The sequence below is a fragment of the Candidatus Accumulibacter meliphilus genome (assembly GCF_036625345.1).
Taxonomy (GTDB): domain Bacteria; phylum Pseudomonadota; class Gammaproteobacteria; order Burkholderiales; family Rhodocyclaceae; genus Accumulibacter; species Accumulibacter meliphilus.
On record NZ_JAZKTZ010000004.1, the window covers coordinates 33916 to 47330 of the forward strand.

The 13415-nt window shown below is 63.3% G+C and carries 13 protein-coding genes and 2 pseudogenes; 7 read left to right on the top strand and 8 right to left on the bottom strand.

Annotated elements, in window-relative coordinates:
• Positions 1–19: 19 nt before the first annotated feature.
• The 6 genes and pseudogenes from V5B40_RS08945 to V5B40_RS08970 all read right to left on the bottom strand — a co-directional run.
• Positions 20–976, bottom strand: a pseudogene (locus V5B40_RS08945) (IS1595 family transposase).
• A gap of 282 nt (positions 977–1258) precedes the next feature.
• On the bottom strand, positions 1259–1459 hold the full coding sequence (locus V5B40_RS08950) for a hypothetical protein (protein ID WP_332353729.1): 201 nt from the start codon (positions 1457–1459) through the stop codon (positions 1259–1261).
• Positions 1456–2250 carry an ExeA family protein gene (locus V5B40_RS08955; protein ID WP_332353730.1) on the bottom strand — a complete coding sequence of 265 codons (795 nt, stop codon included), beginning with the start codon at positions 2248–2250 and terminating at the stop codon, positions 1456–1458. Before V5B40_RS08955 ends, V5B40_RS08950 begins: the two co-directional genes overlap by 4 nt.
• A 1-nt stretch (position 2251) precedes the next feature.
• Positions 2252–3580 (bottom strand): DDE-type integrase/transposase/recombinase, encoded by a 1329-nt coding sequence (locus tag V5B40_RS08960; RefSeq protein ID WP_332353652.1) that lies wholly within the window; start codon positions 3578–3580, stop codon positions 2252–2254.
• 129 nt (positions 3581–3709) lie between these two features.
• The gene (locus tag V5B40_RS08965) at positions 3710–4243 is read right to left on the bottom strand and encodes a DUF6431 domain-containing protein (RefSeq protein ID WP_332353731.1); all 534 of its coding nucleotides are present in this window, start codon (positions 4241–4243) and stop codon (positions 3710–3712) included.
• Between the two features lie 95 nt (positions 4244–4338).
• A pseudogene (locus V5B40_RS08970) lies at positions 4339–4601 on the bottom strand (hypothetical protein); the annotation flags it as partial.
• 12 nt (positions 4602–4613) lie between these two features.
• On the opposite strand from V5B40_RS08970, the gene V5B40_RS08975 reads away from it, so the two are divergent.
• Positions 4614–4751, top strand: a complete 138-nt coding sequence (locus tag V5B40_RS08975; RefSeq protein ID WP_434735859.1) for a BrnA antitoxin family protein — start codon at positions 4614–4616, stop codon at positions 4749–4751.
• A gap of 123 nt (positions 4752–4874) precedes the next feature.
• A complete protein-coding gene (locus V5B40_RS08980; RefSeq protein WP_332354204.1) occupies positions 4875–6794 on the top strand; it encodes a PhoX family protein in 1920 nt (639 codons plus the stop codon).
• Between the two features lie 61 nt (positions 6795–6855).
• On the opposite strand, the gene V5B40_RS08985 is transcribed toward V5B40_RS08980, so the two are convergent.
• Positions 6856–7509, bottom strand: coding sequence for a sigma-70 family RNA polymerase sigma factor (locus tag V5B40_RS08985; RefSeq protein WP_332354205.1), 654 nt, complete (start codon positions 7507–7509; stop codon positions 6856–6858).
• 275 nt (positions 7510–7784) lie between these two features.
• Here V5B40_RS08985 and ald point away from each other — a divergent pair, with 275 nt between their 5' ends.
• Positions 7785–8903, top strand: coding sequence for an alanine dehydrogenase (gene ald / locus V5B40_RS08990; RefSeq protein WP_332354206.1), 1119 nt, complete (start codon positions 7785–7787; stop codon positions 8901–8903).
• Between the two features lie 178 nt (positions 8904–9081).
• Here ald and V5B40_RS08995 read toward each other — a convergent pair whose 3' ends face one another.
• On the bottom strand, positions 9082–9891 hold the full coding sequence (locus tag V5B40_RS08995) for an inositol monophosphatase family protein (protein WP_332354207.1): 810 nt from the start codon (positions 9889–9891) through the stop codon (positions 9082–9084).
• A 63-nt stretch (positions 9892–9954) separates the two neighbouring features.
• On the opposite strand from V5B40_RS08995, the gene V5B40_RS09000 reads away from it, so the two are divergent.
• From V5B40_RS09000 to V5B40_RS09015, 4 genes are all read left to right on the top strand, one after another.
• Positions 9955–10773, top strand: coding sequence for an RNA methyltransferase (locus tag V5B40_RS09000; RefSeq protein WP_332354208.1), 819 nt, complete (start codon positions 9955–9957; stop codon positions 10771–10773).
• 58 nt (positions 10774–10831) lie between these two features.
• Complete coding sequence (gene cysE / locus V5B40_RS09005) at positions 10832–11584, top strand: serine O-acetyltransferase (protein ID WP_332354209.1); 753 nt, start codon at positions 10832–10834, stop codon at positions 11582–11584.
• A gap of 79 nt (positions 11585–11663) precedes the next feature.
• Positions 11664–12173 (top strand): Fe-S cluster assembly transcriptional regulator IscR, encoded by a 510-nt coding sequence (gene iscR / locus V5B40_RS09010; protein WP_332354210.1) that lies wholly within the window; start codon positions 11664–11666, stop codon positions 12171–12173.
• Between the two features lie 30 nt (positions 12174–12203).
• Complete coding sequence (locus V5B40_RS09015; RefSeq protein WP_332354539.1) at positions 12204–13361, top strand: cysteine desulfurase family protein; 1158 nt, start codon at positions 12204–12206, stop codon at positions 13359–13361.
• The last annotated feature ends 54 nt before the right edge of the window (positions 13362–13415 follow it).

Consider the following 13415-nt stretch of genomic DNA (forward strand, 5'->3'; position numbering starts at 1 on the left):
CATTATGTGTTTCGGGTTGTTAGCTGAGGAGCAACCCCAAGAGGGATTCGAGAAGTCGCTTTCCGCGATTTTTGGCGTTGTGAACGAACTCGAAGAAGCCGAGGTAGAGAGGAAGACTTTCCTGGGAGATCCCGCGGTGAGGCCGCAGCCAGGAGCGCAGCAAGGACCAGAAGCCCTCGATGGTGTTGACGTGAACCTCGTGGAAGCCGTCGCCGTCTTCATCGCGGGCGTACTCGCGGGCGCTGTGGCAGACGGTCTTGTGATTGTAGCCCCACTCAGGCAGGCGGCCGTAGATGTCATACTCGTCGGTCAGCACTAGGGTGCCCGGCGCGATGGTGGCCTGGATCAGCGGTTGTATCATGACTTGGCGGACGTTTTCGAGCATGCGGATGACGACTTGACCGCCGCGCTGGATCATGCCGAAAACCGGAGGCTTCTCCTTGGCAAGCGTGCCGCGACCGCGAGCCCCCTTCAGGCGGTTTCTGCGGCCCTTACGGTGTTTTTTTTACTGCCAAAGGATGCCCCTTGTGCCCTGCCACCACATAGACCTCGTCACACTCAACGGTTCCCTGGAGCGCTGGGGCGGGCTTGCGACTGACTACCCCTTCTCGAAGTTGGGTCGCCATCTTCTGAACGTCGTCCTTGTTGAGGCCCAGTTCCTTGCCGATTTGCGTGTTCGACAGGTTCAACCCCATGAAATACAAACACAAGATCCAAGTGCGCAAGGGTAGGTGATGCCCTTCGAAGATCGTGTCGGTTAAGTCGTCAAGTACCTTTCACAGGACTTACAGCGGTACCTCTGGCGATGTTCCTGGGTCTCATCGCGACCAAACTTGATAACGTGCTCGTCCGCACAATGCGGACAGCGAACACCCTCTGGCCAGCGCAGGTCCCGAACGACTTCGAAGCACTTGGCATCGTTGATAAGGTCCTGGATTTTAACCAGCCCAGTGCTGGCAGTGTGCGTCGTGTACATGCCCCTTTCTCCTAGGTGTTCCTTCCCAGGAGAGCATACGGAATTCCTTGGGCGTTGTCTAGTGCGCCTCTAGCCTCGCTTTCGTTGCGCACCAACCTGGAATCCATAATGAGCCTTGATGTTTATAGACGTTTGGCGGCAGGTAACCGAGTTTCGAATGCAGGCTGTTACGTCCTGCGCTGATTTAGAGCCCTCGGCCCAAGCTTTTCGAGGTTGAAACGCTGGCCGAGTCCCACGCTGCGACGGGAACATCTATCCCGGCGGCAGCGTGGGATGAAGGCGCTACCGAGGCGGCAGCGGCGTGGTCCGCCAGGGGGCTTCGGGATCGTACAGATTCATCTGCCGCTGGTGGTAGCGGCGCAGCTGTACGAAGTAACGGCTTTCGCATGCGACGGCGAGCTGGTTAAGGAATTCACTGAGCACTGCCGCGCTTTCATCGGAGAGCCCATCGGGGAACAACGGGAGAGCAGAGCGGCGGCTCATCGCAATTCCTCGATCGCCAACTGCAAGAGATCGTCCGGCAGATGATTGAGGCCGCGTGGTACCGCTAGGCGCATCGCCGTGCGCAGAATTCTCCCGGCGTGCCGCGGTAGCCCCTTGCTGGCCTGCCGCAAGATCTCCAGACCCGAATCGCTGAGCAGCGTATGCGTGCAACCGGCGCTCTTCAGGCTGTGCTGGATCAGTTGCGCAAAGCGCTCGCGTTCGAGCACCGGTTTGAGCTGCACGCGTACCTGAACGCGCCCGGCCAGCGCCGCATACGGCGCCCGCTCCAGTGTTTGCGCCAGTGCCGGATGGCCGATCAACCAGACCGACATCACATCGCGTGTATCAAAAGCGAAGTTGAGAAAGGCCGGCAAATCGCGGAAGAACTCCAGCGGCAGATTCTGCGCCTCGTCGATGATCCATACCGGCACCAACTGGCGGCCATCGACCAGTTGCAGGATGCGCTCCTTCAGATCGCGCCACAGCTGCGCCCGCCGATAGCCCGCTTCCACTCCCAGAGCGCGCGCCAGACCGCGATAGATATCGAGCCGCCCGAAATCCGTCTCCGCCTGATAGATCACCAGGTGGCGATGCGGATTCAGGCCGCGGGTCAGCTGGCGCAAGGCGGCCGTCTTGCCCACTCCCGGTTCGCCGGTGATCAGGCCGACTCCGGGCGAGTGCAACAACCAGGCGAAGCGCTCCGCCAACAGCCCCAGCGCACCGTCATCCCACAACTCGGCCGCTTCCTTGCCCAGCGGCGAATGCCGCAAACCAAAGTGTTGCAAGTCCATTTCACTCCCCCTTGCAGTCGTAATATTGCTGATAGATCAGCTCGATCAGATTCGGGCCGCTCTTCGTCGGGGGCGCTGGGTCAGTGTTCGCCGGGTCCGGCTGGCGTCGCCGACGTGTGGCGTTGGCCAGTGCATCGAGCGGCGTCGCCGCGCCGATCGCTTTCCCTTCCTCGTCCTCGACGCCGATCACTACCTCGGTATGCGGATCGACCACCAGAGACACCGTTTGACCGGAGAGCTCGAACGGCACCTCGAAGCGTTTGCCGTGATACGACACCGTGCCATCCTTGCGCACCAGACGGCTGACGCGATGCCGGAACAAGAGATCGAGCTTCGCCGCCAACGGCCCGAGCGGGCGAATCCTGGACAGGTCCTGCTGGTAACGTGCCAAAGGGCTGATGCCGTCCAGACTGGCATGCGGGCGGCGGTGATAAACCTGCTCGAGCCAAGCCCACAAACGCGCGTTGAGATCGTCCAGGCTGGCGATATGGCGCTCGTCGAGTTCGCTGAGAAACTGATCGCGGCAGGTACGGTGCCAGCGCTCCAATTTGCCCTTGCCCTCGGGCGCGTACGGCCGGCAGTGAATGAGATGGATGCCCAGCCGGGCGCAGATCCCCTGCAAAGTTTCGGCGCGATAGGCGGCGCCATTATCAACGACCAACTTGAGCGGAATGCCGCGCCTGAGCACCGCCTGCTTGAGCACGCCTTCGATGTCCAGAGCGGTCTCGCCAGGGCAGAAGGCGCTGTGCGTGAGCAACCGGGAAGCGTCGTCGAACAGTGAGACGAGATAGCTCTTGGCGAGTTTGCCGCCGATCGGGACGCGTGGGCCGTGCATCACGTCGCCATACCAGATCGCCCCCGCGGTCGCGGCGACAAAGCTGCGTTTCTCTTCCGGCAGGCTGGCCGAGCCGCTGATTCGTGACAGACCGTGCTGCTGCAGCAGACGGTGAATGGTCGAGCGGGCGAGGCCGCCACGGGCGACGGTGCCGGCCGCTTCGAGCAATTGGCGAATCTGGCACAGCGAGCGCCGCGGGTTGTCGCGCTTGGCGGCAAGAATGGCGGCCTGGGTGGCGGCGGAGAGCTTCGATTGCCCGCGGTCGGCGCGTACCTTGGGCGTCAGCCCATCGAGCTTGTGGAGGCGCCAGGCGTAGTACCAGGCCTGAATCGTCTTCTCGCTCAGATGCCGCCGACGGGTGCCGGGAATGGCGTATTCGCGGCTGGCCAGCTCGCGCAGAATCTGTTGCAGTTCTCCCCGCTCCAGCCGCTCGCGGCTAATCAGCGGACCCAGGACGGACAGGCGAAACAGGGCTTTCGGATCAATCGGGTTCATGACCACTCCTTGTGATAAATCGGAGAGGTGATCAAACCAGAAGGACCCGGATAATGACAGGAGCAAACTGTGTGGGGACCCCGCCCGGGCGGGGTCTGCCCTGTCCGCCGCTCGTTCAGGATCAGGACATCACGGGATGTTCAGCTCTTGATCAAGGAGGGTCATGGCTTGCACCAGGCCCATGGATTCGAATACCCGACGCCAGAAAGCGCCGAAGTCGGCGGCCCGCCCGAGTTCGGCACAGCGGGCGCGCAGGTGAAACTCGAACAGCAGGCTGCTCTTCTGTAGCCAGTCCCACCAGCGACCGGCGGTACGCCGGTCCGGCAGGCTGCCGAGTGCACGGCGCCGATCGGAGCGTTCGCTCAACTGCCGTTCGAGGTGGGCTTGCTGCACCGACCAGTCATACCAGCGGCGCGGTGCGATGCACGCCGGCAGACGTGAACAGGTGCGCCGACAACCAGAGCAACGGTAGCGGCAGATCGGTATCGGGTTGAGGGAAACCTGCCCGGCTCGTCGGTCGGCCTTGCGCTCATAGTGCCCGTGTGGCCAAAGGATCTTGAGCCCGCAATGCGGGCAGCACGGCGGCCGATACACTTCGGGGGCTTGCCTGACGGCCTCAAGATGCTGCTCGATCGTGTCGATGCCGGCTACAATTCGCTGCATGGGCTGGGCTCTCTTCTATCTCGGTTGTCTTGATAACTTCCCACGATAACAGAGGTGTCCCGGCCCATCTTTCGTTCACGTCGTCCCAGCCTCGTTCAGGCAGCACGCCTTCCTTCGCTCTCGCCGTTCATGGGATAGGCGACGCCGTCAGTTACTGGAGAGCGGCGGACGTAACACAGGCGGACGCGGTTGTCGAAGCCGACGATGTAATCGGTCACGTCGCGAGTGGCCTCCCCGCATGGTTGGCATAGGTCTTCGGTCAGACGCGCTCCATCTTGACATTCAGGAAGAAGCGCTCCATGACAGCGTGGTCCCAGCAGTTGGCCGTGCGGATCATACTGGCCCGCAGAAGCTGCCGACCAAGGTGGCGGTGACCGTACGCTATAGCCCGGAAGTTCTCGATTACTTCAAGGCCAGCGGCGATGGTTGGCAGACGCGCATGAACGACGTCTTGCGGCGCCATGTTGAAGAGCAGAAGCGGCAGCACCAGCAACACCGCGCTGCCTAGATCAGCCGCCAGCGAACAGCTTGTGCGCCTATTCGGGAGGCGCGTGTTTCATCAGCGATGACGGCTTTGTGGCGCACTGAGCGATAATCGCTCCTTTCCGTCAAACCCGGACCGACGCAAGCAATGGACAAGGATCTGATCAGTAACGAAAGCGCGAACCCATACTTCGTGCAGCTTCTCACAGCGCTTTCGGGCACCGCCACGACGCGGCGGCGGCTGCTTCAGGCCGGTCTTGGTAGTGCCGCACTGTCCTTGTTCGGCCTGCCGGTGCTGGCCGGGCCGACGGTCCGACCGGGTATTGGTTTTACGCCAATCAGCCTTTCGAGCGACGATATCGTGCGCGTTCCCGATGGCTACTCGGTGCAGCTGCTCTACGCCTGGGGTGACCCGATCTCGGACGGACCGGCGTTCCGCGCCGATGCGGGCAACGGCGCCAGCGAGCAGGCCGAGCAGGCCGGTATGCATCATGACGGCATGCACTTCTTTCCCTGGCTCGAGGACGGCAAGCCCTCGTCGACGCACGGCCTGCTGTGCATCAATCACGAATACACGGACGACGGGCTTCTGCATCCCGACGGGATGGCCGACTGGAGCCAGGAGAAGACGCGCAAGTCCCAGAACGCGCATGGCGTGTCAGTAATCGAAGTTGAGCTCAAGGAGAGCGGCGGCGAGTTTCGCTGGCAGCTCGTGCGGCCGTCTCGGTACGCGCGTCGGATAAGCGCGCGCACGCCGACACGCATCGCCGGTCCGGCGGCCGGCGCGCCAGGCATGCGCACCGGCGACGACCGGCGTGGCAACGTCGTCTTCGGGACGCTGGCCAATTGCGCGATGGGGCACACTCCGTGGGGCACTTACCTCACCTGTGAAGAGAACTTCGACGGCTATTTCAACGGCCTTGTCGAGCCGACCGCCGATCAGAAGCGTTATGGCATTCGCGCCAAGGGTGCCGGCTTCCGCTGGCACGAGTACGACAGTCGCTTCGATGTGGCGAGCGAGGCGAATGAAGCCAATCGTTTTGGCTGGGTGGTCGAAATCGATCCCTGGAAACCTGCGCAGGCGCCTGTCAAGCGTACCGCCCTCGGTCGCTTCAAGCACGAATGTGCCACGCTTACGCTGGCCAGCGACGGCCGTGTCGTGGTCTACATGAGCGACGACCAGGCTTTCGAATACCTTTACAAGTTCGTCTCCAGCGATCGCTTCGCTGCCGGAGATCCCGCTTCTGGAGGCCGTCTGCTCGACGTCGGGACGCTGTATGTGGCGCGCTTCGATGCTGACGGCAAAGGTCGCTGGCTGGCCCTGCAGCACGGGCAGAATGGTCTCGACGAGGCTAGTGGCTTCGCTGATCAGGCCGACATCCTGATTCGTACACGCCAGGCCGCCGATCTCGTCGGCGCAACGACGATGGACCGCCCGGAATGGCTGGCCGTCGATCCGCAGAGTGGCGAGGTGTATTGCACGCTGACCAACAACCGCAAGCGCGTGACCGCCAACGCCGCGAATCCCCGCGCAGGGAACGCTTTTGGGCACATCATTCGCTGGCGCGAGGAACAGGCGGATGCGGCGGCTGCTGCTTTTGACTGGGATGTTTTCGTGCTCTGTGGCGACCCCGAAAATCCTGATCCGGCCAAGCGCGGGAACATCAAAGGCGATGCTTTCGCCAGCCCGGACGGCCTGTGGTTCGATCGCGCCGGTCGCCTCTGGATCCAGACCGACGTTTCCGGCAGCGTTGCGAATCGTGGCGACTACCAGCGGCTCGGTAACAATCAGATGCTCGTTGCCGACGTCGCCAGCGGTGAGATACGGCGCTTCCTGACCGGACCGAAAGCCTGCGAGATCACCGGCATCAGCGCCACGCCGGATGCACGCAGTCTGTTCATCAACGTCCAGCATCCTGGTGAAGCGGCCGGTGGGCGTTCGTCGCCGTCGGCGCCGCTGGCCGGATCAGAATGGCCGGCCAACCAGTTTGCCGGCGTCACCGGAGGCCGACCGCGTTCGGCGACACTGGTGATCAGGCGCGCGGATGGGGGCGTTGTCGGCACCTGATCGCGGGCCGTTGCTGCTTGCCGCGGCGTTGCTGCCATTCGCTTGCTCGCTTCTTGGTCGCTCATCGACCGCCTCGTTCTCCGCTGCCGAACCACTTCTGTTCGAGGCACAGGCGTAGTCCCATGCGTGCGCGATGCAGCACGACCCAGCAATTGCTGCTGCTCATCGACAGTTCCTGGCAGATTTCGTTGGTTTCCAGGCCGAGCATTTCGCGCATCATGAAGACGCGCGCGGTGGTCGGCGGCAGGCGCTGCAGGCAGGCGTCGAAGACTGCCCAGAAGTTGCGGTTTTCGAAAGTTTTTTCCGGATTTCCCCAGTCCGAAGGCCGCGCATCGCGTTGCCAGTGACCATTGCTCTTGAACAGCGGATCGAAATCGGCGTCGTCGATTTCCTGCTCGGCTGCTTCGTGGATCGGTTCGCGAACCCGTCGTCGGATGATGTCGACGATCTTGTTGCGTAAAATCGAGAACACCCAGGTTTTCAGCTTGGCGCGCTCGGCAAAGCGAGCCGCGCCTTCAAGCGCGGCGAGCATGGTTTCCTGCACGGCGTCTTCGGCGCTTGCCTGATCGCGCAACTGCAGGACGGCAAAACGCAGCATGTCACGGCGAAAGCCCGCCAGCTCCGCAGCGATCGTCGCGGCCGCGGCGGGGAGCGCCGGGCCGGTACTGTCCGGAGCTGGCGTGCGATTGTTGCTGTCGCGATCGTTGCGGGTCATCGGCTTCGGCAATCGGTGGGGGGCAAGTCGCCGGGTTCGGGAGTGGCAGTTTATACGCAAGCGCGCAGCGGCGATAGGCATGCACAGGCCTTGGCGCTGGCGCGCCGATGTCGCGCGGCGGGACGGGTTCTCGAGCGGTGAGTCCCGCAGGCGAGCCTCCCGGGCGTGTGCCGGGGGTGTGCCGAACGGGCAACTGCATGACACGCAAAAAGCCCGCCCGCCATACCGAAATCGCCTAAGATAAGCGGCTCCAATATCATCATAAGGAGACAGCGATGCACATCGGCGTACCCAAGGAGATAAAGAACCACGAATACCGTGTCGGCCTGACCCCGTCGTCGGTGCGCGAGATGGTCGAGCACGGTCATCCGGTGACTGTTGAAACCGGCGCCGGCGCTGGCATCGGTGCCGCTGACGAGGTTTACGAGAAGGCCGGAGCAACGATTGCCGCGACCGCCGCGGAGATTTTTGCCAAGGCCGAAATGATCATCAAGGTCAAGGAGCCGCAGGCCGGCGAACGCGCCATGCTGCGCGAAGGGCAGATCCTCTACACCTACCTGCATCTCGCGCCCGATCCCGCACAGTGTGCGGATCTGGTCAGCAGCGGCGCCGTTTGCATCGCCTACGAAACGGTCACCCAGCCGGGCGGCGGCCTGCCCTTGCTGGCGCCGATGTCGGAAGTCGCCGGACGCCTGTCGATCCAGGCCGGCGCCTATTGCCTCGAGAAAGCGCACGGCGGCATGGGCATCCTGCTCGGCGGCGTCGCCGGTGTACCGTCGGCGAAAATCGTCATCCTCGGCGGCGGTGTCGTCGGTTCGAACGCCGCGCAGATCGCCGTCGGCACGGGTGCGCAGGTGGTGGTCATCGACCGCAGCCTCGACGTCCTGCGGCGCCTCGATCGCCAGCTCGGCGCGCGCGTGATCACCGTTTTTTCAAACCGGGATAATGTCGAGCAGCACGTGCTGACCGCCGATCTGGTCATCGGTGGCGTGCTGATCCCGGGTGCCGCGGCACCAAAGTTGATCACTCGCGATCTGGTCAATGAGATGAAGCCCGGGTCAGTGATCGTCGACGTGGCCATCGACCAGGGGGGCTGCTGCGAGACCGCCAAGGCGACGACGCACGCCGACCCGACCTACGTGGTCGGCGGCGTGGTGCACTATTGCGTCGCCAACATGCCGGGTGGCGTTCCGAACACTTCGACCTACGCACTCAACAATGCGACCCTGCCTTTCGCGCTGCAGATCGCCGACAAGGGCTGGCGGCAGGCGCTGCAGGACAGCGAGCATCTGCGCAACGGTCTCAACGTCGCTTTCGGCAAAGTTACCTGCCGCGAGGTCGCCGACGACCTCAAATACGATTATCACGATGCCTTGTCGGTGCTTGCCCGCTGACTAGTTTTCAACGCTGGTAGGGGATTGGGCGGGAGAAGGGCCGGGGGAAGAGGGGGGCGGTCATGACTTTCATGATCCGGCGTATCTCGCCATGTCATGACCGTTAGCGGAACGCCGGGTGGCAGTAGAAGCTGTCTGCCGCAGGGCGATATTCCGCACCGATCTCACATCTCACCTCTCACGCCTCCAGCCCCGGCGTGCGGTGGCTATCGATCACCTGCAGCAATTGCGCGAAGACTTTCGGCGTACCGGCGACCAGGTTGCCGGATTGCAGATAGGTTTCGTTGCCGCCGAGGTCGCTGACCAGACCGCCGGCTTCCGAGATCAGCAGCGTGCCGCCGGCCATGTCCCAGGGCGACAGGCCAAACTCCCAGAAGCCGTCGAAGCGTCCGCAGGCGACGTAGGCCAGGTCGAGTGCGGCGGCACCCGGGCGGCGCATGCCGGCCGTCTTCTTCGCCAGTTCCTTGAAGATTTTCAGGTAGGCGTCGATGTGGTCGTAGATGCGGTAGGGGAAGCCGGTACCGATCAAGGCGGTTTCCAGTTTCAGGCACTTGCTGACCCGGATGCGGCGGTCGTTGAGGAAGGCGCCGCCGCCCTTGCTGGCGGTAAACATCTCATTGCGCAGCGGGTCATAGACCACCGCTTGGGTGACCTGCCCGCGGTAGGCGAGGGCGATCGAGATCGCGTATTGGGGAAAGCCGTGGATGAAATTGGTCGTGCCATCGAGGGGGTCGATGATCCACTGATAGTCGCTGCCGCCGCCCTGACCGGCGGTCAGGCCGGACTCTTCTGCTAAAATGCCGTATTCCGGATAGGCCTCGCGCAGGATGTCGATGATCGCCGCCTCGGCCGCTTTGTCGACTTCGGTGACGAAGTCGCTCTGGCGCTTGGTGGTGATCTGCAGATGCTCGAGATCGAGTGCCGCACGGTTGATGATCTGGCTGGCGCGACGCGCCGCCTTGATGATGATGTTCAGAGCTGGATGCATGATTTTGAAGACGCGACGGGCGGCTGATGCCGCCCGATTGGTGTAGAGGACCCCGATTCTAATATGAACAGGCCCACAGGGTCGCATTCTTCCGGTTCGCCGTTCGCGCGCATCCGTGTCGTCCTTTCGCACACCAGTCACCCAGGCAATATCGGCGCTGCCGCACGCGCGATGAAGACCATGGGCTTGTCGCGGCTGTCACTGGTCAATCCGAAGCGCTTTCCCGACCCGCAGGCGGTGGCGCGTGCTGCTGACGCGGACGATATTCTCGAACAGGCGCAGGTGTGCAGCAGCCTCGACGAGGCGCTGGCCGGGACGGTGCAGGTGTACGCGCTGTCGGCGCGGCACCGCAACCTCGGGCCGCGGGCGCTGCCGGCGCGCGAGGCGGCGACGGACATCCTCTCCAGGGCCGGCGAGGGCGAGGTGGCGCTGCTGTTCGGCAACGAGACGGCTGGCTTGTCGAACGCCGAGGTGCAGCGCTGCCAGCGGACGGTGTTCATCCCGGCGAATCCCGACTACAGCTCGCTGAATCTGGCTTCGGCGGTGCAGTTGCTGTGCTACGAACTGCGCCTGGCAGCCTTCGACGGTCATCCGCCGGTGGTCACCCGCGCCGTCCCTTTTGCCTCGCCGCCAGCGGCACATGAGGACGTCGAGCGCTTCTATCTGCACCTCGAACGGGTCATGGTCAGCAGCGGTTTTCTCGATCCGCAGCGGCCGCGGCGGCTGCTGCCCAAGCTGCGCCGTCTGTTCGGGCGCGCCGAGCTTGAACGCGACGAGATCAACATCCTGCGCGGCCTGCTCGATGCGGTCGAACGGAAAACCTCGCCGGGCGGCGCGCCGCGCGACACCCCGGGCGAGGGCCTTGGAAGCGCCGCGAAGTAGTGTACTAAAATAGTCCGGTATTGTATAATCGTGGTCATCGTTCAAGGATTTTCCTTTCATGTTCAGCCGTCTTCGCGAAGACATCCAGTCAGTTTTCAAGCGTGATCCTGCCGCGCGCACTTTCTGGGAGGTGCTGACCTGCTATCCAGGCGTGCATGCCATCATCCTGCATCGGCTTGCGCACTGGCTGTGGGCGCGCGGTCTGCGTTGGCTGGGTCGCCTGGTTTCGCACTTCGGACGTTTCTTCACCGGTATCGAAATCCATCCCGGCGCGACCATCGGCCGGCGTATGTTCATCGATCACGGGATGGGAGTGGTCATCGGCGAAACGGCGGTGATCGGTGACGACGTGACGCTCTACCATGGTGTCACCCTGGGCGGCACCTCGTGGAACAAGGGCAAGCGCCATCCGACGCTGGAGGACGGTGTGGTGATCGGCGCCGGAGCGCAGGTGCTCGGGCCGATTACGGTTGGCGCGTCGGCGAAAGTCGGCTCCAATGCGGTGGTCGTCAAGAACGTTCCGAGTGGGGCGACCGCGGTCGGTAACCCGGCACGAATCATCGACAACGAGCAGGACCAGAGGCGCGAGCAAATGGCAGGGCAACTGGGCTTTTCCGCCTACGCGCTGGCCGCCAATCAGGATGATCCCTTGGCCAAGGCCATTCATGGCCTGCTCGATCATGCGGCGGAAGCCGATCGGCGCTTCGAATTGCTGCTCAAGAAGCTTGAAGACGCTGGCGTGCATGTCAACGGCGACCTGGCGACGGCGGCTCGGTTCGACCCGCAATACCTGAGTAAAATAGTTGACTAATAGGCGGTCGCTCGCTATAGTGAATAGTGTAGTAATTTGATCAACAATTATTAGTACTTGTAGCATCGAAGGAGGAAATATGAGACTGACGACCAAAGGACGTTTTGCAGTGACGGCGATGATTGACCTGGCTCTGCGCGGTGGTGACGGACCGGTGTCTCTGGCTGGCATCAGCGAGCGTCAGAAGATTTCGCTGTCGTATCTGGAGCAGTTGTTCGGCAAGTTGCGTCGCCATCAGTTGGTGGGCAGCGTGCGTGGTCCAGGTGGCGGTTATTGCCTGGCGCGGCCAACCAGCGCGATGACCGTCGCTGACATCATTCGTGCCGTTGATGAGCCGCTCGATGCCACCCAGTGCGGTGGTCGCGAGAACTGCCATGACGAAGAGCGCTGCATGACTCATGACCTGTGGGCGACTTTGAACGTCAAGATGTTCGACTATCTGAGTTCCGTGACGCTGGCCGACCTCGTCGCGCAGCAGGGCGGCAAGAGTGGCGGCGACGTGGCGGTCATGCATCAGGAACGACGGACAGCTGATGAGCGGCGGAAAGGCGAGCGCCAGCGCGCCAAACTAATCGCCGTCGGTAGCTAGACCGAAAACTGGAAAGCTTTGCCCGTCGCCGTGTTCGCTCCCGTCTATCTCGACCACAACGCAACGACCGCCACCGATCCGGCGGTGGTCGAGGCGATGTTGCCCTACCTTTCGGGGCTCTGCGGCAACGCTTCGAGTCGTCATGAGTACGGCCGGGCGGCGCGGCGAGCGATCGATGAGGCGCGCAGCAAGGTGGCCGCGGCAGTCGGTGCGCATGCCAGCGAGGTGGTGTTTACCAGTGGTGGTTCGGAAGCCAACAACCTGCTCATCAAGGGTGCGGCGGCGTGCCTGAAGCCGGGCGTGCTGGCAGTCAGCGCCATCGAGCACCCGTGTGTGATCAGGCCCGCCGAGCAACTCCGCAAGCGCGGCTGGACCTTGCACAAGCTGGCGGTGGACGCCGCCGGACGGGTCGATGTTGCAAGCTTCCAGGCGTTGATCGCCGAGCAACCGCGCATCGTCTCGGTGATGCTGGCCAACAACGAGACCGGCGTTGTGCAGGACATCGCCTCGCTGGCGACGCAGGCCAGAGCGGCGGGGGCCTGGTTTCATACCGATGCGGTCCAGGCGGTGGGCAAGATGGCCGTCGATTTTCGCCAGCTCAACGCCGCTGGCGTCAATGCCCTCAGCCTGTCGGCACACAAGATCGGCGGTCCCAAGGGGGCGGCGGCACTGGTGCTCGATAAGCGACTCGACATCGAGCCGCTGATCGCTGGCGGCGGTCATGAACGTGGCTTGCGGTCGGGTACCGAGAACGTGGCGGCAATCGTCGGTTTCGGCGTGGCCTGTGAATTGGCGGCGGCGCGTCTGGCGGAGGTGGCGCCGCGGCTGCTGGCGCTACGTGAGCAATTGGAGAGTGGGCTGGTCGCCCTCGGGTCGACGCTCTTTGGCAGGGGCGCGGAGCGCTTGCCAAACACCAGCTATTTCGCGTTTCCCGACATCGACGGCGAGACCCTGGTTGGCCATCTCGACCGTGCCGGTTATGCACTGGCCAGTGGTGCGGCCTGTTCCAGTGCCAACCCGGAACCCTCGCATGTGCTGCGTGCGATGGGCGTCGAGGCCGAACTGGCACGTGGCGCGGTGCGGGTCAGTCTGGGTGCCGGCAATAGCGCCGCCGAGGTCGATGGCTTCCTGGCGGCGCTGCAGGCCACCGTCCTCAGGCTGCAGCAACTGACGGCGATGGCCGTCTGAGCAGCAGGCGCTCGTGGGCCGCGGAACCAACGCGCAGGACAAGGAGTCAAGAGT

What these genes read in the sequence shown, in the direction of transcription:
- V5B40_RS08950 (WP_332353729.1), bottom strand. Translation starts at nt 1,459, where the DNA reads ATGAGCCGCCGCTCTGCTCTCCCGTTGTTCCCCGATGGGCTCTCCGAT.
- V5B40_RS08955 (WP_332353730.1), bottom strand. Translation starts at nt 2,250, where the DNA reads ATGGACTTGCAACACTTTGGTTTGCGGCATTCGCCGCTGGGCAAGGAA.
- V5B40_RS08960 (WP_332353652.1), bottom strand. Translation starts at nt 3,580, where the DNA reads ATGAACCCGATTGATCCGAAAGCCCTGTTTCGCCTGTCCGTCCTGGGT.
- V5B40_RS08965 (WP_332353731.1), bottom strand. Translation starts at nt 4,243, where the DNA reads ATGCAGCGAATTGTAGCCGGCATCGACACGATCGAGCAGCATCTTGAG.
- V5B40_RS08980 (WP_332354204.1), top strand. Translation starts at nt 4,875, where the DNA reads ATGGACAAGGATCTGATCAGTAACGAAAGCGCGAACCCATACTTCGTG.
- V5B40_RS08985 (WP_332354205.1), bottom strand. Translation starts at nt 7,509, where the DNA reads ATGACCCGCAACGATCGCGACAGCAACAATCGCACGCCAGCTCCGGAC.
- ald (WP_332354206.1), top strand. Translation starts at nt 7,785, where the DNA reads ATGCACATCGGCGTACCCAAGGAGATAAAGAACCACGAATACCGTGTC.
- V5B40_RS08995 (WP_332354207.1), bottom strand. Translation starts at nt 9,891, where the DNA reads ATGCATCCAGCTCTGAACATCATCATCAAGGCGGCGCGTCGCGCCAGC.
- V5B40_RS09000 (WP_332354208.1), top strand. Translation starts at nt 9,955, where the DNA reads ATGAACAGGCCCACAGGGTCGCATTCTTCCGGTTCGCCGTTCGCGCGC.
- cysE (WP_332354209.1), top strand. Translation starts at nt 10,832, where the DNA reads ATGTTCAGCCGTCTTCGCGAAGACATCCAGTCAGTTTTCAAGCGTGAT.
- iscR (WP_332354210.1), top strand. Translation starts at nt 11,664, where the DNA reads ATGAGACTGACGACCAAAGGACGTTTTGCAGTGACGGCGATGATTGAC.